Source organism: Acidovorax soli (assembly GCF_014207955.1).
GTDB classification, from domain to species: Bacteria; Pseudomonadota; Gammaproteobacteria; order Burkholderiales; family Burkholderiaceae_C; genus Acidovorax; species Acidovorax soli_A.
This window is the reverse complement of record NZ_JACHLK010000001.1, coordinates 569,630-590,766: the sequence shown is the minus strand read 5'-3', so window position 1 is coordinate 590,766 and position 21,137 is coordinate 569,630. Positions and strand designations below refer to the sequence as shown.

21 protein-coding genes are annotated in these 21,137 nt (G+C 67.9%); 12 read left to right on the top strand and 9 right to left on the bottom strand.

What is annotated here, in order from left to right; translation table 11 throughout:
- Positions 1–17: 17 nt before the first annotated feature.
- Positions 18–2,339, bottom strand: a complete 2,322-nt coding sequence (locus HNP48_RS02795) for an NADP-dependent malic enzyme (protein WP_184855312.1) — start codon at positions 2,337–2,339, stop codon at positions 18–20.
- Between the two features lie 220 nt (positions 2,340–2,559).
- Entirely contained in the window at positions 2,560–2,859 is a 300-nt protein-coding gene (locus tag HNP48_RS02790; protein ID WP_184855311.1) for a DUF6916 family protein, read from the bottom strand.
- 104 nt (positions 2,860–2,963) lie between these two features.
- Here HNP48_RS02790 and HNP48_RS02785 point away from each other — a divergent pair, with 104 nt between their 5' ends.
- From HNP48_RS02785 to HNP48_RS02775, 3 genes are read left to right on the top strand one after another with little or no spacing between them, the layout of a single operon-like run.
- Positions 2,964–3,443, top strand: a complete 480-nt coding sequence (locus HNP48_RS02785; protein ID WP_184855310.1) for a GNAT family N-acetyltransferase — start codon at positions 2,964–2,966, stop codon at positions 3,441–3,443.
- Complete coding sequence (locus HNP48_RS02780) at positions 3,440–4,180, top strand: aspartyl/asparaginyl beta-hydroxylase domain-containing protein (RefSeq protein WP_184855309.1); 741 nt, start codon at positions 3,440–3,442, stop codon at positions 4,178–4,180. The genes HNP48_RS02785 and HNP48_RS02780 overlap by 4 nt, the downstream gene beginning before the upstream one ends.
- On the top strand, positions 4,146–5,162 hold the full coding sequence (locus tag HNP48_RS02775; protein ID WP_184855308.1) for a hypothetical protein: 1,017 nt from the start codon (positions 4,146–4,148) through the stop codon (positions 5,160–5,162). The genes HNP48_RS02780 and HNP48_RS02775 overlap by 35 nt, the downstream gene beginning before the upstream one ends.
- Before the next feature lie 27 nt (positions 5,163–5,189).
- Here HNP48_RS02775 and HNP48_RS02770 read toward each other — a convergent pair whose 3' ends face one another.
- The gene (locus tag HNP48_RS02770) at positions 5,190–5,849 is read right to left on the bottom strand and encodes a phage tail protein (RefSeq protein WP_184855307.1); all 660 of its coding nucleotides are present in this window, start codon (positions 5,847–5,849) and stop codon (positions 5,190–5,192) included.
- A gap of 663 nt (positions 5,850–6,512) precedes the next feature.
- Here HNP48_RS02770 and HNP48_RS02765 point away from each other — a divergent pair.
- The 6 genes from HNP48_RS02765 to HNP48_RS02740 all read left to right on the top strand — a co-directional run bounded on the left by HNP48_RS02765 (position 6,513) and on the right by HNP48_RS02740 (position 11,292).
- The gene (locus HNP48_RS02765) at positions 6,513–6,884 is read left to right on the top strand and encodes a hypothetical protein (RefSeq protein ID WP_184855306.1); all 372 of its coding nucleotides are present in this window, start codon (positions 6,513–6,515) and stop codon (positions 6,882–6,884) included.
- A gap of 107 nt (positions 6,885–6,991) precedes the next feature.
- The gene (locus HNP48_RS02760; RefSeq protein ID WP_221480051.1) at positions 6,992–7,288 is read left to right on the top strand and encodes a hypothetical protein; all 297 of its coding nucleotides are present in this window, start codon (positions 6,992–6,994) and stop codon (positions 7,286–7,288) included.
- 166 nt (positions 7,289–7,454) lie between these two features.
- Positions 7,455–7,811 (top strand): hypothetical protein, encoded by a 357-nt coding sequence (locus tag HNP48_RS02755; RefSeq protein WP_184855304.1) that lies wholly within the window; start codon positions 7,455–7,457, stop codon positions 7,809–7,811.
- A gap of 42 nt (positions 7,812–7,853) precedes the next feature.
- Positions 7,854–9,524: a DUF4384 domain-containing protein gene (locus HNP48_RS02750; protein WP_184855303.1), complete on the top strand. Its 1,671-nt coding sequence runs from the start codon at positions 7,854–7,856 to the stop codon at positions 9,522–9,524.
- Positions 9,521–10,657 (top strand): tetratricopeptide repeat protein, encoded by a 1,137-nt coding sequence (locus HNP48_RS02745; protein ID WP_184855302.1) that lies wholly within the window; start codon positions 9,521–9,523, stop codon positions 10,655–10,657. Before HNP48_RS02750 ends, HNP48_RS02745 begins: the two co-directional genes overlap by 4 nt.
- A gap of 62 nt (positions 10,658–10,719) precedes the next feature.
- Complete coding sequence (locus tag HNP48_RS02740; protein ID WP_184855301.1) at positions 10,720–11,292, top strand: pentapeptide repeat-containing protein; 573 nt, start codon at positions 10,720–10,722, stop codon at positions 11,290–11,292.
- 64 nt (positions 11,293–11,356) lie between these two features.
- Here HNP48_RS02740 and HNP48_RS02735 read toward each other — a convergent pair whose 3' ends face one another.
- Both HNP48_RS02735 and HNP48_RS02730 read right to left on the bottom strand, forming a co-directional pair.
- The gene (locus HNP48_RS02735; protein WP_184855300.1) at positions 11,357–12,874 is read right to left on the bottom strand and encodes a CoA-acylating methylmalonate-semialdehyde dehydrogenase; all 1,518 of its coding nucleotides are present in this window, start codon (positions 12,872–12,874) and stop codon (positions 11,357–11,359) included.
- Between the two features lie 40 nt (positions 12,875–12,914).
- Positions 12,915–14,276 carry an aspartate aminotransferase family protein gene (locus HNP48_RS02730; protein ID WP_184855299.1) on the bottom strand — a complete coding sequence of 454 codons (1,362 nt, stop codon included), beginning with the start codon at positions 14,274–14,276 and terminating at the stop codon, positions 12,915–12,917.
- A 152-nt stretch (positions 14,277–14,428) separates the two neighbouring features.
- Here HNP48_RS02730 and HNP48_RS02725 point away from each other — a divergent pair, with 152 nt between their 5' ends.
- Positions 14,429–15,358, top strand: a complete 930-nt coding sequence (locus HNP48_RS02725) for a LysR family transcriptional regulator (RefSeq protein WP_184855298.1) — start codon at positions 14,429–14,431, stop codon at positions 15,356–15,358.
- Between the two features lie 12 nt (positions 15,359–15,370).
- On the opposite strand, the gene HNP48_RS02720 is transcribed toward HNP48_RS02725, so the two are convergent.
- The 3 genes from HNP48_RS02720 to araD are packed head-to-tail and all read right to left on the bottom strand — an operon-like array spanning position 15,371 to position 18,873.
- Positions 15,371–16,345, bottom strand: a complete 975-nt coding sequence (locus HNP48_RS02720) for a tripartite tricarboxylate transporter substrate binding protein (RefSeq protein ID WP_184855297.1) — start codon at positions 16,343–16,345, stop codon at positions 15,371–15,373.
- A gap of 50 nt (positions 16,346–16,395) precedes the next feature.
- Positions 16,396–17,106, bottom strand: coding sequence for a ribonuclease activity regulator RraA (locus HNP48_RS02715; RefSeq protein ID WP_184855664.1), 711 nt, complete (start codon positions 17,104–17,106; stop codon positions 16,396–16,398).
- A 27-nt stretch (positions 17,107–17,133) separates the two neighbouring features.
- Positions 17,134–18,873 (bottom strand): L-arabinonate dehydratase, encoded by a 1,740-nt coding sequence (gene araD / locus HNP48_RS02710; protein WP_184855296.1) that lies wholly within the window; start codon positions 18,871–18,873, stop codon positions 17,134–17,136.
- A 65-nt stretch (positions 18,874–18,938) separates the two neighbouring features.
- Between araD and HNP48_RS02705 the strand changes: the two genes are divergently transcribed.
- Entirely contained in the window at positions 18,939–19,628 is a 690-nt protein-coding gene (locus HNP48_RS02705) for a GntR family transcriptional regulator (RefSeq protein ID WP_184855295.1), read from the top strand.
- Here the strand turns inward: HNP48_RS02705 and HNP48_RS02700 are convergent, their stop codons facing one another.
- On the bottom strand, positions 19,629–20,552 hold the full coding sequence (locus tag HNP48_RS02700) for a helix-turn-helix transcriptional regulator (protein WP_184855294.1): 924 nt from the start codon (positions 20,550–20,552) through the stop codon (positions 19,629–19,631).
- Positions 20,553–20,676: 124 nt separating this feature from the next.
- Between HNP48_RS02700 and HNP48_RS02695 the strand changes: the two genes are divergently transcribed.
- On the top strand, positions 20,677–21,066 hold the full coding sequence (locus HNP48_RS02695) for a nuclear transport factor 2 family protein (RefSeq protein WP_184855293.1): 390 nt from the start codon (positions 20,677–20,679) through the stop codon (positions 21,064–21,066).
- Positions 21,067–21,137 lie beyond the last annotated feature (71 nt).

The following is a 21,137-nucleotide window of genomic DNA, read 5'->3' as shown; positions in this document are numbered from 1 at the left end:
CGCTATTGTTCAATCACTTACCGGGATGCGTTGGCATCGGCCACAGTGAGTGCTGTCATGTTCACGATGCGGCGCACCGTGGTGCTTGCCGTCAGGATGTGCACCGGCTGCGCCGCGCCCAGCAGCACGGGGCCGATGGCGATGTTGCCGCCCGCCGCGGTCTTGAGCAGGTTGTAGGAAATATTGGCCGCATCAATATTGGGCAGCACGAGCAGATTGGCGTCGCCAATGAGATCACTGTGCGGCATGATGGCCGCGCGGGCCTTGCCGTCCAGTGCCACGTCGCCGTGCATCTCGCCGTCCACCTCCAGCCAGGGCGCCTGCACGCGCAGCAGCTCCAGGGTCTGGCGCATCTTCACGGCGCTGGGCTGGTTGCTGCTGCCGAAGTTGGAGTGCGAGAGCAGGGCGGCGCGCGGCTTGATGCCGAAGCGCATCATCTCCTCGGCTGCCATCACGGTGATTTCGGCCAGTTGCTCGGCCGTGGGGTCGTAGTTGATGTGCGTGTCCACCAGGAACACCTGGCGGTCGGGCAGCAGCAGGCCGTTCATGCAGGCATAGGTGCACACGCCGGCGCGCTTGCCGATCACCTGGTCGATGTAGTTCAGGTGCAGGGCCGTGTGGCCCCAGGTGCCGACGATCAGGCCATCGACCTCGCCCTTGTGCAACAGCATGGAGCCGATCAGCGCCAGGCGGCGGCGCATCTCGATCTTGGCGATCGGCACCGTCACGCCCTTGCGCTCGGTCATGCGGTGGTAGGTCTGCCAGAAGTCGCGGTAGCGGTGGTCCTGCTCGACGTTGACGATGTCGTAGTCCACGCCTTCGCGCAGGCGCAGGCCGAACTTCTGGATGCGCTCGGCAATGACGGCCGGGCGGCCGATCAGGGTGGGGCGGGCGATGCGCTCGTCCACCACGATCTGGGCGGCGCGCAGCACGCGCTCTTCCTCGCCCTCGGCATAGGCCACGCGCTTCTTGGCGGCCGACTTGGCGGCCGCGAAGATGGGCTTCATCATCGAGCCCGAGGCATAGACGAAGCTTTGCAGCTTGTCGCGGTAGGCGTCCATGTCGGCGATCGGGCGCAACGCCACGCCGCTGTCGGCCGCTGCCTGGGCCACGGCCGGGGCGATCATCATCATCAGCCGCGGATCGAAAGGCTTGGGGATCAGGTACTCGGGGCCGAAAGCCAGCTGCTCACCCACATAGGCAGCCGCCACCACCTCGCTCTGCTCGGCCTGGGCCAGCTGGGCGATGGCATGCACTGCGGCGATCTCCATCTCCAGCGTGATGGTGGTGGCACCGCAGTCCAGCGCGCCGCGGAAAATGTAGGGGAAGCACAGGACGTTGTTGACCTGGTTGGGGTAGTCCGTACGGCCGGTGGCCATGATGGCGTCGTCGCGCACGGCCTTCACGTCCTCGGGCTGGATCTCGGGGTTGGGGTTGGCCAGCGCGAAGATCAGCGGGCGCGGCGCCATCTTGCGCACCATGTCCTGCTTGAGCACACCCCCGGCCGACAGGCCCAGGAACACGTCGGCACCCTCGATCACCTCGGACAGCGTGCGTGCCGAGGTCTTCTGCGCGAACTGGATCTTGTCCTCGTCCATGAGTTCGGTACGGCCTTCGTAGACCACGCCTGCCAGGTCGGTGACCCAGATGTTCTCGCGCGGGATGCCCAGCTTGACCAGGAGGCCCAGGCAGGCCAGGGCGGCCGCACCGGCGCCCGAGGTCACGAGCTTGACGTCCTTGGGGTCCTTGCCGGCGATCTTCAGGCCGTTGAGGATGGCCGCGCCGACCACGATGGCCGTGCCATGCTGGTCGTCGTGGAAGACCGGGATCTTCATGCGCTCGCGCAGCTTGCGCTCGATGTAGAAGCAGTCGGGTGCCTTGATGTCCTCCAGGTTGATGCCACCGAAGGTCGGCTCCAGGCTGGCGATGATCTCGACCAGCTTCTCGGGATCCTTCTCGTTGATCTCGATGTCGAACACGTCGATGCCCGAAAACTTCTTGAACAGCACACCCTTGCCTTCCATGACGGGCTTGCCTGCCAGCGGGCCGATGTCCCCCAGGCCCAGCACCGCCGTGCCGTTGGTCACCACACCGACCAGGTTGCCCCGGCTGGTGTACTTGAAGGCGGCATTGGGGTCCTTGACGATCTCTTCGCAGGGTGCAGCCACGCCGGGCGAGTAGGCCAGCGCCAGATCGTGCTGGTTGACCATCTGCTTGGTCGCCGCGATGGCGATCTTGCCGGGCTTGGGAAACTCGTGGTACTCGAGGGCCGCGCGGCGCAACTGGGCGCGTTTGTCGGATTGGTTGTTGTTGTTCTCGGCCGTGGTGTTCTCGGGCATTCAGTTGTCTCCAGCTTGGGGTGGCGCAAGGTGTCAGCGCCTGTAGGAACGGGCTTACACGCTTCAGGGGATGGCGATTGTAGGACGCCTTCGGTAAAAACCCTAGTAAGCAGATCTGCTTAGTCGGGTGCGACAGCTTTGCAATTTGGGTTGGAACGGCGCGGGCCCTGGCCGGCCCGCAAAGACCTTGCGCCTGGTTGGGACAAGCGGGGCCCGCTCCTCAGGCAAACACGGCCTCGTAGCGGGGAATCTGTGGCGCCTGGGGGTCCGGCATCACGGGCACCAGCATCCATTCCACGCGCCCCAGTGCCGGGTGGTCCAGCGCATAGACGTCCTGTCCCAGCCGGGGTGACTCCGGCCCATGGAACAGCAGGGAGAAGGGGGTGCGGAATGCCTGTGGCAGATGGCCCCGCGCGCGCTCGCTGGCGTCCACCAGCACCAGCTCCACGGTGCCAAGCTGGGTGTGGGCAGTGAAGTGGCTGCCCACCACGGCGTGGATGGGTTCAAAGGAAATGCTCATCGGCTGCGTCAAGTCAGGTGATTGTGGGTTTGGAAGGGGCCCATTCCCTTGCCAGAATGGAGGGAACGAACGCATCGTACAACCGGGAATCCACCGTGTACCCCTTGCCAGAACCATTTGCCCTGCGGGAGAGGTTGGAGTCCGACCAGCAATTCCTGCAGACCCTGTATGCCTCCAGCCGCGAAGACCTGCAGCAGGCCATCCCCGACGCGGCGCTGCTGCAACAGCTCATGGCCATGCAGCAGAACGCGCAGGAGATGGGCTTTCGCCACCAGTTTCCCCAGGCCCGCCAGTGGTTGCTGCTGCGCTCGGGCGATCCCATCGGCCGCGCGGTGGTCGACGATGCCCCCGGGGCGCTCCACCTGGTCGACATCGTGGTGCTGCCTGAAGCCCGCCGCTGCGGCGCTGCGACCGCCGTGCTGCGCGCGCTGCAGGCCCATGCGCAAGGGCACCGGCAGGCCCTCAGCCTGAATGTCAGCCGCACCAATCCGCCAGCAAGGCGCCTCTACGACCAGCTCGGATTCACCGCCACCTCGCAAGACGATATGCTCACGCAGATGGTCTGGCACAGCGCCCCTGCATGAATTCCCCTGGCACCGCCCCCACCCCCTACCTGAAACTGCCGCTCGCTTTCGATCTGGCCCGGCTGCAGGGCGACCTGCAGCGCGTGGCCCCCTCGGAATGGATCAGCCATTTCAATACCTCCGCCTATGAAACCGGCTGGAGCTGTGTCCCGCTGCGTTCCGTCGAGGGCCGCACCGACCACATCATGCCGGTGGAGAGCGGCCGTTTCGAGGACACCGCCATCCTGGCGCGCTGCCCGCACCTGCGCCATGCCATCGACCAGTTCCAGTGCGAGAAAACCTCGATCCGCCTCATGGGGCTGGAGGCCGGGGCCGTGATCCACGAGCACCGGGATGCGGGCGGGGCCCTGGAAGACGGCCTGACCCGCCTGCACATTCCCGTGCAGACCTCGCCACTGGCCACCTACCGCATCGAGGGCGAAGAAGTCCATTTCTCGGCGGGTAACGCCTGGTACCTCAATGCCAGCTGCCTGCACGGTGCCCACAACCGCAGTGCCCGGGCCCGCATCCACCTCATGATCGACTGCGTGACCAACCCCTGGCTCACCCAGCTGTTCCTGGCCGCCGGCGGGGTGTTGCGCGAAAGTTCGCCCTACGGCGATCCCTCCATCCACGATGGCAATGTGTTGCAGGTCATTGCAGCGCTGCGCGCCAGCAGCCATGCAAGCGCCGCGCAGCTGGCCGACCGATTGCAGGAAACCCATGCAAGCAGAACAGGCGCTGCTGCGCGGCCGTGAAGTGGGCCCGGCCGAGCGGCCATCGCTGCACGGCTGGTTTCCAGTGACCCTGCAGCACGACCCCGCCAGGGTCTGGTGGCGTTTCATGGGCGAGCAGCGCTTCACTGCTCCCTTTTTCGAAGACAGCCTGGCCCGGCAGACAGCGCAGGACCGCCTGGTCTGCAGCACCCCCTGGTCCGCACTGGACGACCTGCCCGACAGCGTACCGCCGGCGGCCTTCATCTTCCACGTCTCGCGATGCGGCTCCACGCTGATCACACAGGCGCTGGCCACCTTGCCGCAGTGCATCGTGATGTCGGAGCCCCCGGTACTCAACGCCTTCTTCCGGCTGCACCACCACCACCCCGAGCACAGCGGAGGCACCCGCACGCTGCAACGGCTGGTGGCCGCGCTGGGGCAGCGGCGCAGCCCCGCAGAGCGGCACCTGGTCATCAAGTTCGACTGCTGGCACCTGCCCTGGATGCCCTTGGTGCAGGCGGCGTTCCCTGGCACTCCCACCGTGTTCCTGTACCGCGAACCCGGGGAAGTGCTCGCCTCCCACCGCCGCCAGCGCGGCCTGCAGATGGTGCCAGGGCTGATCGACCTGTCGCGGCTGGAAAGCCTGGTGCACCGGCCCGGAGACCCGGAACTCGCCCCCGGCGACCTGGACGGCCATGCCATCCGTGTGCTCCAAAGCCTGTACCGCTGCGGCCTGGAGATGGCGAGCACGCAGGACCTGGTGCTGATGGACTACCGGCAACTGCCCGGGGCGATCTGGCAGGAGCTGCCGCAGCTGCTGGGGATGCCATGCAGCCCCGCCGAGCGGGAAGCGCTGCAGGCACGCTCGGGCTTTCACTCCAAGCATACCGGCAGCCCGTTCCAGGGCGACCCGGCGCCACCGCCCGGCGGACAGCCCTTCCTGCCGACCAGCGAGCGCCTGGACGAAGCGATCCGCTGCTACCGCCAGCTCGAGCAACGGCGGCTTGCGCGCAGCCCGGACTGAAGCCGCACCCGGAACCAGGGGACTGCTTCAGTTGCGCGACGGGAAGATGCCTTCCAGACAGATGATGTAGTTCAAACCCAGGTAGGGCTGCATGATGGACACCGTGGCACTCGTGCTCACAGGGATGGCCAGCGGCTGGCCGTTGCCCGTGGAGTCCACAGTCACCGCGCCCGTGCCCAGGGTGGTCCCGACCCCGCCCAGGTTGACTGGAGACGACGCGGTGGGCGCGTAGATGGTCGCGCTGCCGGGCCCGCCCGCAGGCGCCGCACACAGGTAGGAACCGGCCGCAGGGGTGCCGGTGGTGCCAGCGACCGTGGACACCTGCACACTGGTGGTGACGGCGGTAGGGTTCACCGTGACGCCGTGCGTGTGGGCCGGCAGGTTGGCAACCGACAGGGTCGCTGTGGCCGTGGTGTTGGCGATCACGGTCACGTTGTTGGTTCCGGCCTTCTCGCCCTGGACCACGTTGGAGATGCCGGGGCCGGCCCCCTGGGAGCCCACCGGCACCCTGCCGCGCAGATCCGGCAATGCGAAGGTGCTGATGCCATCGCCGCCATACATCGTCCCCAGCAGTGCAAACAGAGCGGAATTCTGTGAGATGGCGATCAATTGGCCGTTGCAGAACGCCCAGCCGCGCGGCGCATAGTTGAACCCGACGGCCATGACCGTGCCGATGAATGCTTCCATGAATGCTCCTTCAAGAGGTGGATAAAGCGTCGCGATGCTAGGTCGGCACGCCGCAACTGGTCAACGCGGAAATTGCCATGCAGCCCGCCGTGGCCCGGTGCTCCTGCAGGCCGGCGATTCGAGGGCCACGGCAGCGCCCCACGCTCCCCCGCCCGTGTGTGGACCTGGGCCGACTGCCGCTCTCAGCCCGCCCCTCTTCGGCGTGCGAAGTGGATACGGGGCCCAACGCCCTTCAGCGGACATTTGTTTCTGCCTGCGGCGGCCGGATTTTTCCCCACGGTGGACGCTGTCACATCTGTATTCATTTAATTGGAATGTATCTGCCTGTTTTTTGCTCCCATATGGCAACAGATTTTCATTGCTTTTTGTTGCATATATTGCATGTCTTCTGCGGGGCTTTTTGGGAGTTCTGGGCATTTTTCCTCAGATGGCCAGACTTCGGCCCGAACGGCGCCAATTTAATGAATTTGTCACGAACGGGGCCGAAACTGCCGCTGAACCCGTACCAATCCAAAAGTTCCTTGCTAATCTTCGTCCAACGCATCGCAAACACGGGATGGCAAACAGACAAGACAGTCTTCTCGAAAAATCGATTAACAAGAGCAGATATAAAACAGACCGATATACGGGCAACACAAGGATTAACTGGCAGGAACCCGGAAAATGAAGCATTCTCTTTCTCCCTGGATCGCGGCCGCGGCATTGGCTCCCGCATTCGCCCACGCCGGCGGCAACCAGCAGAGCGTCGAGCTGAGCGGTGGCGCCGCCAACGTGGCGGCCACGGGCGGCACCGCCGTCATGAATATCGCGTCCACCCAGGGCGCCCAGGTGGTCAGCGGCAATTCGCAGCAGGTGACGGTGCGCGGCACCGTATTGAATGCCGCCACCTTTGGTGCCCACAGTGAATTGAATATTGCATCGCGCACCGGGGCCGGTGCCGGCTCGGGCACCCAGGTGATATCGGTCCAGGGACCCATCGTCAACCAGGCATCTGGCAAAGGGGTCAGAAGTGTCGTGAATATTGGCGGGAAATAATTCCCTCCAAAACCTCCGGCCGGATATTAAAAGCCAGCCGGATTCTCTAGTGGCAGCCATTATTGATCTGGCATGCCTTTCTTTCATCGTTATCAATGGAGTTCATTATGCAAAAGACTTTCGCACTGGCCATTTCCGCTCTGGTTCTCGTCGCTGGCGCTGCCCACGCAGAAGTGAAGATCGGCGGCAATAACAACCAGAAGGTGACCGTGCAAAACGGCGCCGTGGCCAACATGGCCTTCGGTGCCTCCACCGCCAAGCAGAACCTGGCTTCCAACAAGGGCAACGTCAAGATCGGCGGCAACAACACGCAGGAAGTTTCCGTGAAGAACGGCGCCGTCGCCAACATGGCCTTCGGCGCCTCCAAGGCCGAGCAGAACCTGGCCTCCAACGACGGCAAGTAAGCAAGCCCTCCGGCGCTCCGAGCGCCCGCGGATCGCCCGACCGATCCGCCACGACAGAAGAACAAGGCGCGCAGTAGCGCTGCTGCGCGCCCTTGGGAAACCTGTCCAAAGCCTTGTGGATGGATTGCAAAGGGCTTTGGACAGGTTTTAAAGAGGAGAAGCACCCATGAGAACCCATCGTCTCGCCGCGCTGTGCCTGGCCGGCGCATGCGCCGCCGCATCGTCTTCGGCCGCTTTCGCCCAGACCCCCGTCCAGAAACCGCCCGCCGGCCGCAGCGGGCTCGACCCCGCCTCGCGCACCAAGGTCACCAACGTGCTCTCGCGCACCCGCATCGATGCCGAGGACACCCTGGCCACGGTGGACCGCAAGCTCGTCACCGGCCCCAGCGGCAGCAGCTGCGCCACCAACATCGGCGCGCCCAAGGTGCCCGAGGGCGAGGCCGGCATCGGCAACCGCTTCGGTACCGCCAACAACGACCAGGTCATCGTGGTGCAAGGCCCGGTCATCAACCTCTGCAAATAAGCACGCTCCCCCAGCAACCCATCCAACCCAACGGTTTCCAGCATGAAGAACAAGAACAGCCCCCCAGCGCGCCGCCTGCTGGCCCTCTCGGCCCTGACCCTGCTCCTGTCCGGGTGCGCGATCCAGCCCAGCGTGAGCGACCGCGTGAACATCATCGAACAAGGCACCGTGGAGCAGGCGCCCCTGGTCACGCCGAGCAAGTCCGGCTCCGTGCTGCGCGAAGGCCTGGCCTGCATGGACCGCATGCTGGCCGCCGAGCACACGCCCACCACCCTGATCGCCGTGAAGAACATCCCCGACCCCTCGGGCCTGTTCAGCACCGGCACCAAGGAGATGCTGATCACGGCCCTGTCGCGCATGTCGCGTACCAGCCAGGCCTTCCGCGTGGTGGACTACGAGGTGGACGCCCTGCGCCAGGACACGGTGCAGACCCTCACCAGCCTGCTGCTCAACAACAACCAGATGGAGCTGCGCAAGCCGCAGATCTACATCTCGGGCGCCATCAGCTTCGGCGACAAGACCGTGGTCTCCAAGCGCCAGAGCCTGGGCATCTCCACCGCCGCCACCGACACCGGCTACAGCTGGGACGTGCTGGGCAGCGCCGTGGGGCTGGACCTGCACCTGGGCGACATGAACACGCGCACGCTGTACTCGGGCATCGAGTCGGCCAACGAGCTCATCGTGGCCACCGGCGGCAAGGCGGTGGAGATCGGCGCCAAGGCCACCGGCCTGCCCCGGCACATCTACCGCGTGGGCGTGCAGTACGAGGTGGCGGCCGACAACAACCAGGGTGCGGGGGCCGCCGTGCGCCTGCTGGTCGACCTGGCCGCCATCGAGCTCGTGGGCAAGTGGGCCAAAGTGCCGTACTGGGACTGCATCGACTACGAGCAGAACCACCCCGAGTTCATGCGCCAGATGCGCGCCTGGTACGACGAGGCCAGCGTGGCCGAGCGCTGGAGCCTGGCGCAGCGCGTGCTGCAGACCCATGGCATGTGGAACGGCACGACGGACGGCACGGATTCGCCCGCCTTCCGCAAGGCCGTGACCCAGTACCAGGCTTCGCAGGACCTCACCCCCGTGGGCGTGGTCAACTTCGAGACCTACACCCGGCTGATGCGCAGCTTCGTGGGCATGTCGGCCGAAGGCAAGCTGCGCAAGCCCGAGTACGCCGACGACAAGCTGGTGGCCCGCCCCAGCGGCCTGCCCGCCAACGAGCCCGATCCACGCAGCATCGCGCTGAGCATGGTGGGCCGCAAGGACCGCGACCTCAAGGTCGGCGAATCCATCGTGGTGCGCGTCGTGCCGCCCCGCACCGGCTACCTCTACTGCTACTACCAGGACGCGGGCGGCTCCATCAGCCAGGTCTACCCCAACCCCATGCAGCCCTCGGCCACGGTGCAGGGCCGCACCAGCGTGCTCATCCCCGACATCAGCAAGCCCAACTCCTTCCTGATCGAGACGGCACGTGGCGGCACCGAGAACATGTTCTGCGCCATGACGGCCCAGCCGCTCAAGGGCCAGGTTCCCGCCACGCTGACCAGCGCCAACCTGGAGCCGATCAAGAGCGTGACCAGCCTGGCCCAGGTGCAGAGCGCCTTCGAGCAGGCCGGCGTCGGCATGATGAGCACCTCGCTCGACTGGAACGTGCAGGCCCCCGAGCCCGCACCAGCCGCCGGCCGCACCCGCAGCAACCCCAACCGGCCTGCCAAATGAGCACCGCCCACCTGCCACCCCAGGGCGCGCCCGCCGACCGGGCACGCAGGACGGCCCTGCGCTGGGCCCTGGCCGCCAGCTGCGCAGCCGCCACCGGCGCCGCCCGGGCCGTGATCCAGCTGCCCTCCGCGCAGCCGGCCTCGGCCCCCCAGGGCAGCGCGGTGCGCACGCCGCAGACGCCTGGCAGCTCGCTGCGCCTGCCCTCGGCCAACACCGAACAGGTGCTCAACAGCCTGATCGAGGCCGCCAACGACGGCGATGCCGACGCCATGGTGCAGGTGGGCATGTACTACCACAGCAACCCCGGCCTGCCCCAGGCAGCCGCCACCGCGCGCCGCTGGTGGGGCCGCGCGGCCCAGGCCGGCGACGTGCGCGGCATGGCCGGCTATGGCTACCTGCTGGGCGTGGACAACGCCGGCGGCATGCGCGACCTGGCCGCCGCCCGCGAATGGCTGCAGAAGGCCCGCGCTGCCGGCCTGGTGCGCGCCACCTACATCGAGTCGCTGCTCGAAGGCCAGATCACCGGCCCGCGCAAGCTGCGCGATGCGCGCCGCCTGCTGGAGCAGGCCGCGCAGGACGGCGACGCCCTGGCCATGAACGACCTGGCCGTGGCCTGGGAGCTCGACGGCAGCCTGGAGCGGGCACGCGAGATGTACGTGCTGTCCGCCGCCCAGGGCTATGGCGTGGCCCGTGCCAACTACCTGCGCCTGGAGCGCCAGAACCGCTCCAGCGAATCGGCCACGCTGGCCCGCCTGCGCACCCTGTCGGACGATGGCAACGCCGATGCCACCCTGCAACTGGCCCAGCTGTACCACCAGGGCAAGGGTGGCGTGCAGCGCGACTTCGCCCAGGCCATCGGGCTGTACCGGCGCGCGGCCGACAGCGGCTCGCGCAGCGCACGCGAATTCCTGGCCCTGATCTTCAGCCGCTCCTCGCGCGACAACTCGGCGCGCGGCGTCGACGCCGCCTGGATGGAGGAGCTGGCCACGCGCATCAATGCCCGCACCGATGCCGGCAAGGAGGGCCGGGACATGCTCTCCGACCGCCCGCGCCGCAGCGAAGACGCCCTGTGGAATCTCACCAGCTTACGTTGGACACCGCCTGTTACCGACCAGCCCGCAACCCCCCCTTAAAGTCCTGCCCGCAGCCCGCCTGCGGATCCACCGATTGACGTAATGACGAAGGAAACCGAGAGATGACGAAGAACCACACGCTTGCCCGCACCCTGCTCGCCTGCACGGCCGTGGCGGCCTGCATACCCCTGGCCCATGCCCAGCGCAACCTGGCCTCCAACGGCTCCGGCACGGTGATCGCGGGCGACAACAGCGCCTCGGTGGTGGTCAACGGCCAGCAGGTCATCACCGCCACCGATGGCAATGCGCGCGTGGAAACCACCATCGGCGGCGGCAGCGGCCGCGTGGTGGTGCAGGGCGGCTCCACCACCGTGACCCACTCCGGCAGTGCCAAGCCCGCCGCAGGCGCCAAGGGCAGCGGCAAGGGCGGTGACTATGTGAACAGCGATCTCTCGGGCCGCAACTTCGCGGGCGCCCAGCTGGCCGGCCGCAAGTTCACCAACGTGGACCTGTCGCGCGCCAACCTCTCGGGCGCCGACCTGCGCGGTGCCGAGCTGGTCAACGTGAGCCTGGAGCAGGCCGACCTGCGCGGCGCCAACCTCACGGGCGCCAAGATGGTCAACGTGGACCTGGATGCCGCCTTGCTGGAAGGCGCGACCTGGACGGACGGAAAGCGCTGCCGCGCCGCCTGCTGAGCCCCGAACCCGCCAAGAAAAAAACGGCCCCGAGGGGCCGTTTGTCTTGCACAGCGCCGTTGGATCAGCGGCTGCTCGGGAAGCTGAACACCGCGCCTTCGCGCACGCCAGCCGAGGGCCAGCGCTGCGTGATGGTCTTGCGCTTGGTGTAGAAGCGCACGGCATCGGGGCCGTAGGCGTGCAGGTCGCCGAACAGGCTGCGCTTCCAGCCACCGAAGGAGTGGTAGGCCACCGGCACGGGCAGGGGCACGTTCACGCCCACCATGCCGACCTGGATGTGGTCGGTGAAGTAACGCGCGGCCTCGCCGTCGCGCGTGAAGATGCAGGTGCCGTTGCCGTACTCGTGGTCGTCGATGAGCTTCATCGCGTCCTGCAGCGTCTTGACGCGCACCACGCCCAGCACGGGGCCGAAGATCTCTTCCTGGTAGATCTTCATGCCGGGCTTGACGTTGTCGAACAGGCAGGCGCCCAGGAAGTAGCCGTCCTCATGGCCGGCCACCTTCACGCCGCGGCCGTCCACCACCAGCGTGGCGCCTTCGGCCACGCCGCTGTCCACATAGGACTTGACCTTCTCGAAGTGCGGCTTGGTCACCAGCGGGCCCATGTCGTTGCTGTTGTCCGTGCCCGGGCCGACCTTCATCTTGGCGATCTCGGTCTTGAGGCCCGCCACCACAGCGTCACCGGCCTCGTCGCCCACGGCCACCACCAGGGGGATGGCCATGCAGCGCTCGCCGCAGCTGCCATAGGCCGCGCCCATGAGCGCGCTCACGGCATTGCCGATATCGGCGTCGGGCATCACGATGGCGTGGTTCTTGGCGCCGCCCAGCGCCTGCACGCGCTTGCCGTGCTTGCAGCCTTCGGAGTAGATGTACTCGGCGATGGGCGTGGAACCGACGAAGCTCACGGCCTTGACGCGCGCATCGCGCAGCAGCGTGTCCACGGCCAGCTTGTCACCGTTGACCACATTGAGCACACCGGGCGGCAGGCCCGCTTCCTGCGCCAGCTGGGCGATGAACAGCGCGCTGGTGGGGTCGCGCTCGGAGGGCTTGAGCACGAAGGTGTTGCCGCAGGCCACCGCCATGGGCCACATCCACAGCGGCACCATGGCCGGGAAGTTGAAGGGCGTGATGCCCGCGGTGACACCCAGCGCCTGGAACTCGCTCCACGAGTCGATGCCCGGGCCGACGTTGCGGCTGTGCTCGCCCTTGAGCAGCTCGGGCGCGTAGCTCGCGTACTCCACGTTCTCGATGCCGCGCTGCAGCTCGCCGTGCGCATCGCTGAGCACCTTGCCGTGCTCGGCCGTGATCATGGCGGCGATCTTGTCGGCGTTTTCTTCGAGCAGCACCTTGAGCTTGCTCATCACGCGGGCGCGCTTGAGCGGCGGCGTGTTGCGCCAGGCCGGGAAGGCCGCCTCGGCCGAGGCGATGGCGCGCTCCACCGTGGCCTTGCTGGCCAGGGCGACGTTGGTGGTGGACTGGCCCGTGGCGGGGTTGAAGACCGGCTGCGTGCGCTCGGTGTCGGCAACGATCTGGCCGTCGATCAGGTGGCCGACGGTGGTGGTGACGCTCTTGTCGTGGTTCATGGCAGAAGGAAAGGAAATGAAAGGAGTGCAGGCAGCGGGCTTAGGCGGTTTCCGCGAGTGCGTCGCCCAGGGCGTTGACGAGGCGGTCGATCTCGGCCTTCTCGCTGATGAAGGGTGGGGCCAGCTGGATGGTGTCGCCGCCGTAGCGCACGTAAAAGCCCTTCTTCCAGCAGTTCATCGCAATTTCGTAGGGGCGGCGGGCCGGCTCGCCGGGCAGCGGCGCAATGGTGATGCCCGCGGCCAGGCCGTAGTTGCGGATGTCGAGCACGTGCTTGCTGCCCTTGAGGCTGTGCACGGCCTGCTCGAAGTGCGGGCTCAGCGCCTTCACGCGGCCGATGGCGTCTTCGCTCTGCAGCAGGTCCAGCGCGGCGATGCCGGCAGCGCAGGCCACGGGGTGGGCCGAGTAGGTGTAGCCATGGGGGAACTCGAGCATGTACTCGGGGCCGCCGGCGTTCATGAAGGTGTCGTAGATCTCCTTGGTCGCGACCACGCCGCCCAGGGGCTGCGCGCCGTTGGTCACCTGCTTGGCGAAGTTCAGGATGTCGGGCGTCACGCCGAAGGCCTCGGCACCGGTCCAGGCGCCGCAGCGGCCAAAGGCGGTGATGACCTCGTCGAAGATCAGGAGGATGTTGTTCTGCGTGCAGATCTCGCGCAGGCGCTGCAGGTAGCCCACGGGCGGGATCACCACGCCGGCCGAGCCGGAGAAGGGCTCCACGATCACGGCCGCGATGTTCGAGGCATCGTGCAGCGCGATCACGTCCAGCAGGCGGTCGGCCAGCTCCTTGCCGGTGGCAGGCATGCCCTTGTGGAAAGAGCCGGCGGCCGGCTGGGTGTGGGGCAGGTGGTCGGCTTCGACGCCCTGGCCGAAAAGCTTGCGGTTGGCCGCGATGCCGCCCACCGAGATGCCGCCGAAGTTCACGCCGTGGTAGCCCTTTTCGCGGCCGATCAGGCGCGTCTTGCTGGCCTGGCCCTTGGCGCGCCAGTAGGCGCGTGCCATCTTGAGCGAGGTGTCGGCCGCTTCCGAGCCCGAGCCGGTAAAGAACACATAGTCCAGGCCATCGGGCGTGATGGCCTTGATGCGGTTGGCCAGCTCGAACGAGAGCGGGTGGCCGAACTGGAAGGCCGGCGCGTAGTCGAGCTTCATCGCCTGCTGGCCAACAGCCTCGGCGATCTCGCGGCGGCCATGGCCCAGGCCCGTGCACCACAGGCCCGACAGGCCGTCGAAGATCTTGCGGCCTTCGGAGTCGGTGTAGTAAGCGCCGCTGCCCTCCACGATCATGCGCGGGGCCGCCTTGAACTGGCGGTTGGCGGTGTAGGGCATCCAGTGCGCGTCGAGCCAGGCGGCGTCCAGGCGGTCACCGCCAGCGTCGGAAGCGGGTTTTTCGATGTTGACGAAGCTCATGGGAAATCTCCAGTGCGATACAGCGGCCGCAAGGCGGGCCGGGCCCAGGCAAAAGCGGGTCTCGGGCGGATTGTTGCCCCCGGTGTTAATCTCTCAAATAGTGCAATATCAATGTTTACTTGCGGATTTATACAAGTAACAACCAGACCCCCATGAACACCAAGAACCGCGCCGTGCTCGGCCAGCTGAGCGACATGGACCTGCGCCTCTTGCAGGTGTTCAAGGCCGTGGCCGAATGCGGCGGCATGTCGGCCGCGGAGCTGGAGCTCAACATCGGCACCAGCACCGTGAGCCGCCACGTCAAGGACCTGGAGACCCGCCTGGGCCTGACCCTGTGCCGGCGCGGGCGCGCGGGTTTCGCGCTCACGCCCGAGGGCCAGCGCGTCTACGACGAGACGCTGCGCCTGCTTTCCTCGGTGGATGGCTTTCGCAATGCGGTGGACGACATCCATGCGCGCATGGGCGGGCAGCTCTCCGTGGCGGTATTCGACAAAACCGCCACCAACCCGGCAGCGCGCATCGGCGACGCCATCGCAGCGTTTGCACAGCAGGCGCCCGACGTGCACCTGCAGATGCATGTGGGCACCATCAACGCCATCGAGCGCGGGGTGATCGATGGCACCTTCCAGGTCGGCATCATTCCCGCGCACCGCGCCTCGCAAAGCCTGGTCTACACCGACCTGTTCACCGAGACCATGCTGCTCTACTGCGGCGCGGGCCACCCGCTGTTCGGCATCGACGACACCGCGCTGGACTGGGAGGCACTGCGCCACCAGCCCTTCGCCGGCCTGGGCTACCACTCGCCCAACATGGAACTGAGCCACCAGGCACGCCTGTCGCGCACGGCCACGGGCTTCGACCAGGAGTCGATTGCCACGCTCATCCTCTCGGGCCGCTACCTGGGCTTTCTGCCCGACCACTACGCCGAGGCCTTCGAGCGCCGCGGCCTGATGCAGGCCGTGCAGCCCGCGCTGCTGCGCTACAGCTGCCGCTTCGTGGGCCTGCTGCGGCGCTCGCCCGAGCCCTCGCGTGCGGCACAGGCGTTCCAGCAATGCCTGGTACAGGCCCACGCACGGCCGTGACCGGCCCCGCCTTCAGTCCGGCTGCGCGCCCGACTTTTTGACCAGCTCCGCCCAGCGCGGGATCTCGCGCGCCATGTGGGCGGCCAGCTCCTCGGGCGTGCTGGCCACGATGTCCATGCCCAGTTGGTCGTGCAGCTTGGCCTGCACGTCGGGCTGCCTGAGGGCCTTGGTGATCTCGGCGTTCAGGCGCTGCACCACGGCCCGCGGCGTGCCCTTGGGCGCATAGACCGCCTGCCAGGACGACATCTCGAAGCCGGGCACGCCGGCCTCGGCCATGGTGGGCAGCTCGGGCGCCAGCGTGATGCGCTTGCCCGTGGTCACGGCCAGCAGCTTCACGCGCCCGGCCTTGGCCAGGGGCAGGGCCGCCGTCATCTGGTCGAACATGAAGGCGACCTGGCCGGCCGCCACGTCGGTCAGGGCCGGCGGCGTGCCCTTGTAGGGGATGTGCGTGAGCTTCACGCCGATCAGGTCGCCGAAGAGCTCGCCCGCCAGGTGGGTGGAGGTGCCCGAGCCCGAGGAGGCGAACATGCGCTTGGCCGGGTCTTTCTTGAGCAGCTCGACCAGCTCGGCCACCGAGTTCACGCCCAGCGCGGGGTTGATGATGAGCACGTTGGGCAGGGTGGCCACCAGCGCCACGGGCTCGAAGTCGCGCACCGGCTGGTAGGCCAGGTTCTTGTACAGGCTGGCGTTGATGGCATGCGTGCTGATGGTGCCGCCGAACAGGGTGTAGCCATCGGGCGCAGCCTTGGCCACATAGCTGGCACCGATGCCGCCGGCCTGGCCCGGCTTGTTCTCCACCACCACCGACTGCTTGAGCGCCTCCTGCAGCTTGTTGGCCAGCACGCGGCCGATGGTGTCGGTGGAGCCCCCGGGCGTGAAGGGCACGACGTAGGTGATGGGCTTGGCGGCCGGCCACTCCTGGGCGGCGGCCATCGGGGGCAGGGCAGCCAGCGCCAGCAGGGCAGCGCAGGGGAGGATGAATCGCATGGTGGTTTGTCTCCGGTGGTCGTTATGGGGGAAGCGATAGAACGGGGGGCTCAGCGCCCCTGGGCCTGCCGCCAGGCGGCGAACTCGCCGGGCGTGGCCGGGTCGGTGGGCGGGTACAGGCCCAGGATGGAACGGCCCTGCAGCACCTGGGCGGTCACGAAGTCCTCGAAGGCCGTCATCTCCGTGGCCTCGGCCGCGATCTCGTCGGCCAGGTGGGCGGGGATGACCACCACGCCTTCGCCATCGCCCACCACCACATCGCCCGGGAACACGGCCACGTCGGCACAGGCTATGGGCACGTTGATGTCCAGCGCCTGGTGCAGCGTGAGGTTGGTGGGGGCCGAGGGCCGCTGGTGGTAGGCCGGCATGGCCAGCGCCGCGATCTCGGGCGTGTCGCGAAAGCCGCCGTCCGTCACCAGGCCGGCCACGCCGCGCTGCATCAGGCGCGTGGCCAGGATGGAGCCGGCCGAGGCGGCGCGCGCGTCCTTGCGGCTGTCGATCACCAGCACCGCGCCCGGCGGGCATTCCTCCACGGCCTTGCGCTGGGGGTGGCCGCGGTCCTGGAACACGCTGATCGGGTTCAGGTCCTCGCGCGCCGGGATGTAGCGCAGCGTGAAGGCCTCGCCCACCATGTTGGCGCGGCCGCCGCGCAGGGGGTGCACATCCTGCAGGAACTGGTTGCGCAGGCCGCGCTTGAACAGGGCGGTGCACAGGGTGGCGGTGCTGACATGGGCGAGCAGTTCGCGGGTGCGGGGGTTCAATGGCATGGCAAAGGAGGGGAGGGTGGGTCAGAAGATGTCGGGCTCGGGCACGGGCGCACCGAAGCCGGTTTCGAGGAAGTCGAAGTCGCAGCCCTGGTCGGCCTGCAGGATGTGGCGGCTGAACATCCAGCCGTAGCCACGTTCGAAGCGCGGGGGCGGCGGCGTCCACGCGGCGCGGCGGCGCGCCAGCTCGGCCTCGTCCACCTCCAGGTGGATGCGGCGCGCGGGCACGTCCACGGTGATCCGGTCGCCCGTGCGCACCAAGGCCAGGGGGCCGCCGATGTAGGCCTCGGGCGCGGCGTGCAGGATGCAGGCGCCGTAGCTCGTGCCGCTCATGCGCGCGTCCGACAGGCGCAGCATGTCGCGCACGCCCTGCTTCACGAGCTTGGCCGGTATGGGCAGCATGCCCCACTCGGGCATGCCGGGCCCGCCCTGGGGGCCGGCGTTGCGCAGCACCAGGATGTGGCCGGGCGTGACGTCCAGGTCGGGGTCGTCCACGGCGGCCTTCATGCTCGGGTAGTCGTCGAACACCAGGGCCGGGCCGGTGTGCTGCTGCAGGTGCGGGGCACAGGCGCTGGGCTTGATCACCGCGCCATCGGGCGCGAGGTTGCCGCGCAGCACGGCCAATGCGCCTTCGGCGTAGATGGGGTTGGACAGCGGCCGGATCACATCGTCGTTGAACACCGCCGCGCCCGCGATGTTCTCGCCCAGCGTGCGCCCGGTAACGGTCTGCGCGCCCAGGTGCAACAGCTCCGGCATGCGCGACATCAGGCCCGGCAGGCCGCCCGCGTAGTAGAAGTCTTCCATGAGGTAGGTGTCGCCGCTGGGCCGCACATTGGCCAGCACCGGCACCACGCGGCTGGCGGCGTCGAAGTCGTCCAGCGTCACGGCGCAGTGCGCACCCGCACGGCGCGACATGGCCACCAGGTGCACGATGGCGTTGGTGGAGCAGCCCACGGCCATGGCAATGCGGATGCCGTTGAGAAAGGACTCGCGGCTGAGCAGCTTCGCGGGCGTGAGGTCGTTCCACACCATGTCCACGATGCGGCGGCCGCTCTCGGCGCTCATGCGCACGTGGTTGGCGTCGGGCGCGGGGATGGACGAGGCGCCGGGCAGGCTCATGCCGATGGCCTCGGCAATCGCCGTCATGGTGCTGGCCGTGCCCATGGTCATGCAGGTGCCGTGGCTGCGCGCAATACCGGCCTCCACGCCCTGCCACTGTTCCTGGCTCAGGTGGCCGGCGCGGCGCTCGTCCCAGAGTTTCCAGGCGTCCGAGCCCGAACCCAGCACCTGGCCGTTGTAATTGCCGCGCAGCATGGGGCCGGCGGGCACGAAGATGGCCGGCAGGCCGGCGCTCATGGCGCCCATCAGCAGGCCGGGGCCGGTCTTGTCGCAACCGCCCATGAGCACCGCGCCGTCCACCGGGTGGCTGCGCAGCAGCTCCTCGGTCTCCATGGCCAGCATGTTGCGGTAGAGCATGGTGGTGGGTTTCACAAAGGCCTCGGCCAGCGAGATGGCGGGCAGCTCGATGGGAAAGCCCCCCGCCTGCAACACGCCGCGCTTGACGTCCTCCACGCGCTGGCGGAAGTGGCCGTGGCAGGGGTTGATGTCCGACCAGGTGTTGACGATGGCGATGATGGGCTTGCCCACCCAGTCCTCGGGCGCGTAGCCCATCTGCAGGATGCGCGAGCGGTGGCCGAAGGAGCGCAGGTCGTCGGGCGCGAACCAGCGCGCGCTGCGCAGGGAATCGGGGGTGCGTCGTGTCATGTGGCGCATTAAAGCACTAGTATATTAGTGCGTCAACACCAGCCGGTGCGACAATCGGCAGGCCTATGAACGTGAGAGAAAAAGTCCGCCTCGACCGGTCGCGCCATGCGGCGCCCCAGGTCTTCGACCGCCTGCGCGAGGCCATCGTCTCGCTCGACCTGGCGCCCGGCACCGTGCTGGCGCGCGCCGAACTGGCCGAGCAGTTCGGCATCAGCCAGACGCCTGTGCGCGACGCCCTGCTGCGCCTGGGCGAAGAGGGGCTGGTGGACATCTTTCCGCAACACGCCACCGTGGTCAGCCGCATCGACATCGAGGCCGCGCGCCAGGCGCACTACCTGCGCCGCTCCATCGAACTGGAAGTGGTGCGCACCCTGGCCCTGGCACCCGACGAGGTGGTATTGGCCCGCCTGCGCGGCCAGGTCGCCGCCATGACCGCCGTCATGGGGCCCGCCAGCTACCGCGCCTTCGTCGAGGCCGACCAGGGCTTCCACCAGTGCATGTACGAGGCCGCGGGCGTGGCCGGCCTGTGGGACCTGGTGCGCCGCCGCTCAGGCCATGTGGACCGCCTGCGCCGCCTGCACCTGCCCACCGAGGGCAAGACTGCAGCCGTGCTGGCCGACCACCAGCGCATCGTGGACGCCATCGCGGCCGGTGACGCCCCGGCCGCCCAGGACGCGCTGCGCGCCCACCTGTCGGGCACGCTGAGCCAGGTCGACGAGATCTGCGCGCGCCACCCCGACTACGTGCAGGCCTGATCAGCCTGCGTTGCGCACCGGGAGCACCGCCGCCTGCTGGCGGCGGAACTCGGCCGGGGTGCAGCCCGCCTCCCGGCGGAAGAACTTGCTGAAGTTGGTCGCCTCGTCAAACCCCAGGCGCTCGGCAATGCGCGCCACGGGCACGCCCGTGTGCAGCAGCAGGCGCTTGGCTTCGAGGGCAATGCGCGCGGCGATGAAGGCCTTGGCGCTCGTGCCGACCGCGGCGTGGGTGGCGCGGGCCAGGCTTTTTTCCGTGCAGCCCAATGGGCCGGTGTAGTCCGCCACCTGGTGCCAGTCGGCAAAGCGCTGCTCCAGCAGCTGCCGAAAGCGCTCGAAGCGCTGCAGGGCGCGCAGCTTCGCCGGCGCGGGTGGCGTGCGCTGGCCATGGGCCATGGCCAGCCGGGTGAGCAGGGCGTAGAGCTGGTAGCGCAGCAGGGCATGCAGGTCCTGCGCCGGGGCGTCGGCGGCGGCATCCGCACGCATCTGCAGCAGGGCATTGGCCACCGTGCGGGCCTCGCCATCGCCCAGCGCCAGGTGCACGGGAAAGCGCTCCAGCCCGGCCACCAGCCGTAGGTCGCTGGCGGGCGACCCAGCGCCTGCCAGCAGGAATTCGGGGCGCAGCAGCAGCACCCAGCCTTCCCAGTCCTCGGCCGGCCCGAAGTAGTGGGCCTGGCCGGGCCGGATGGCCAGCAGCGAGCCGGCTTCGCAGGGCACGGGCGCGAAATCGATCACCTGGGTGCAGCTGCCGCGCGTGACCAGCACCAGCATGTGGAAGGCATAGCGGTGGGTGCGTTGCACCTCGCCCGCAGGGCCGCGCTGGCGCAGCTCGGACATGGCGAAGACCTCCAGGTCCAGCCCGTAGCTGCCGGGCGGCCGGTAGTCGAAGCGTTCGATGTCGGTGCTGCCAGGGTTCTTCGGGGCCATCGCCTTCCTTACTGGGTGTGGGCGCATTGTGTCCGAAAAGTATCTTTTCAATGCCTGGAGCTACCGTGCCATTCTGATTCAGAAGTCCAACAATTACCCCATCTTCAACACCTTGAGAGAACCCATGTCCGCCATCGATATCGCCAGGAACTACATCCGCGCCGCCCAGACCGGCGACCAGGCCCTGCTGGCCCGCACCGTGTCACCCACCGTGGTCTGGCACCAGCCGGGGGCCAACCGCTTTTCCGGCACGCACCGGGGCCTGGCCGCCGTGGGGGCCATGATCGGCGGGATGATGGAGGTCTCCCGGGGAACGTTCGCCATCACCGAGGCGCAGCACTACATGGAGAACGGGGACTGGGTGGCCATCAGCATCCGCTTTGCGGGCGAGCGCGAGGGCGCCCGCCTGGACCAGGCGGGCGTGGACCTGCTGCGCATCCAGGACGGCCAGGTCGCCGAGGTCTTTCTCTTCTCCAGCGACCCGGTGCAAGAAGACCGTTTCTGGGGCCAGTGACCCTGCCAGCAGGATGGGCGGTCTCGCCCAAAATCCGGCAGCGCCGGATAATCCGGGCATCCCCCGCCACC

What these genes read in the sequence shown, in the direction of transcription:
- HNP48_RS02795 (WP_184855312.1), bottom strand. Translation starts at nt 2,339, where the DNA reads ATGCCCGAGAACACCACGGCCGAGAACAACAACAACCAATCCGACAAA.
- HNP48_RS02790 (WP_184855311.1), bottom strand. Translation starts at nt 2,859, where the DNA reads ATGAGCATTTCCTTTGAACCCATCCACGCCGTGGTGGGCAGCCACTTC.
- HNP48_RS02780 (WP_184855309.1), top strand. Translation starts at nt 3,440, where the DNA reads ATGAATTCCCCTGGCACCGCCCCCACCCCCTACCTGAAACTGCCGCTC.
- HNP48_RS02775 (WP_184855308.1), top strand. Translation starts at nt 4,146, where the DNA reads ATGCAAGCAGAACAGGCGCTGCTGCGCGGCCGTGAAGTGGGCCCGGCC.
- HNP48_RS02770 (WP_184855307.1), bottom strand. Translation starts at nt 5,849, where the DNA reads ATGGAAGCATTCATCGGCACGGTCATGGCCGTCGGGTTCAACTATGCG.
- HNP48_RS02765 (WP_184855306.1), top strand. Translation starts at nt 6,513, where the DNA reads ATGAAGCATTCTCTTTCTCCCTGGATCGCGGCCGCGGCATTGGCTCCC.
- HNP48_RS02760 (WP_221480051.1), top strand. Translation starts at nt 6,992, where the DNA reads ATGCAAAAGACTTTCGCACTGGCCATTTCCGCTCTGGTTCTCGTCGCT.
- HNP48_RS02755 (WP_184855304.1), top strand. Translation starts at nt 7,455, where the DNA reads ATGAGAACCCATCGTCTCGCCGCGCTGTGCCTGGCCGGCGCATGCGCC.
- HNP48_RS02750 (WP_184855303.1), top strand. Translation starts at nt 7,854, where the DNA reads ATGAAGAACAAGAACAGCCCCCCAGCGCGCCGCCTGCTGGCCCTCTCG.
- HNP48_RS02745 (WP_184855302.1), top strand. Translation starts at nt 9,521, where the DNA reads ATGAGCACCGCCCACCTGCCACCCCAGGGCGCGCCCGCCGACCGGGCA.
- HNP48_RS02740 (WP_184855301.1), top strand. Translation starts at nt 10,720, where the DNA reads ATGACGAAGAACCACACGCTTGCCCGCACCCTGCTCGCCTGCACGGCC.
- HNP48_RS02735 (WP_184855300.1), bottom strand. Translation starts at nt 12,874, where the DNA reads ATGAACCACGACAAGAGCGTCACCACCACCGTCGGCCACCTGATCGAC.
- HNP48_RS02730 (WP_184855299.1), bottom strand. Translation starts at nt 14,276, where the DNA reads ATGAGCTTCGTCAACATCGAAAAACCCGCTTCCGACGCTGGCGGTGAC.
- HNP48_RS02725 (WP_184855298.1), top strand. Translation starts at nt 14,429, where the DNA reads ATGAACACCAAGAACCGCGCCGTGCTCGGCCAGCTGAGCGACATGGAC.
- HNP48_RS02720 (WP_184855297.1), bottom strand. Translation starts at nt 16,345, where the DNA reads ATGCGATTCATCCTCCCCTGCGCTGCCCTGCTGGCGCTGGCTGCCCTG.
- araD (WP_184855296.1), bottom strand. Translation starts at nt 18,873, where the DNA reads ATGACACGACGCACCCCCGATTCCCTGCGCAGCGCGCGCTGGTTCGCG.
- HNP48_RS02705 (WP_184855295.1), top strand. Translation starts at nt 18,939, where the DNA reads ATGAACGTGAGAGAAAAAGTCCGCCTCGACCGGTCGCGCCATGCGGCG.
- HNP48_RS02700 (WP_184855294.1), bottom strand. Translation starts at nt 20,552, where the DNA reads ATGGCCCCGAAGAACCCTGGCAGCACCGACATCGAACGCTTCGACTAC.
- HNP48_RS02695 (WP_184855293.1), top strand. Translation starts at nt 20,677, where the DNA reads ATGTCCGCCATCGATATCGCCAGGAACTACATCCGCGCCGCCCAGACC.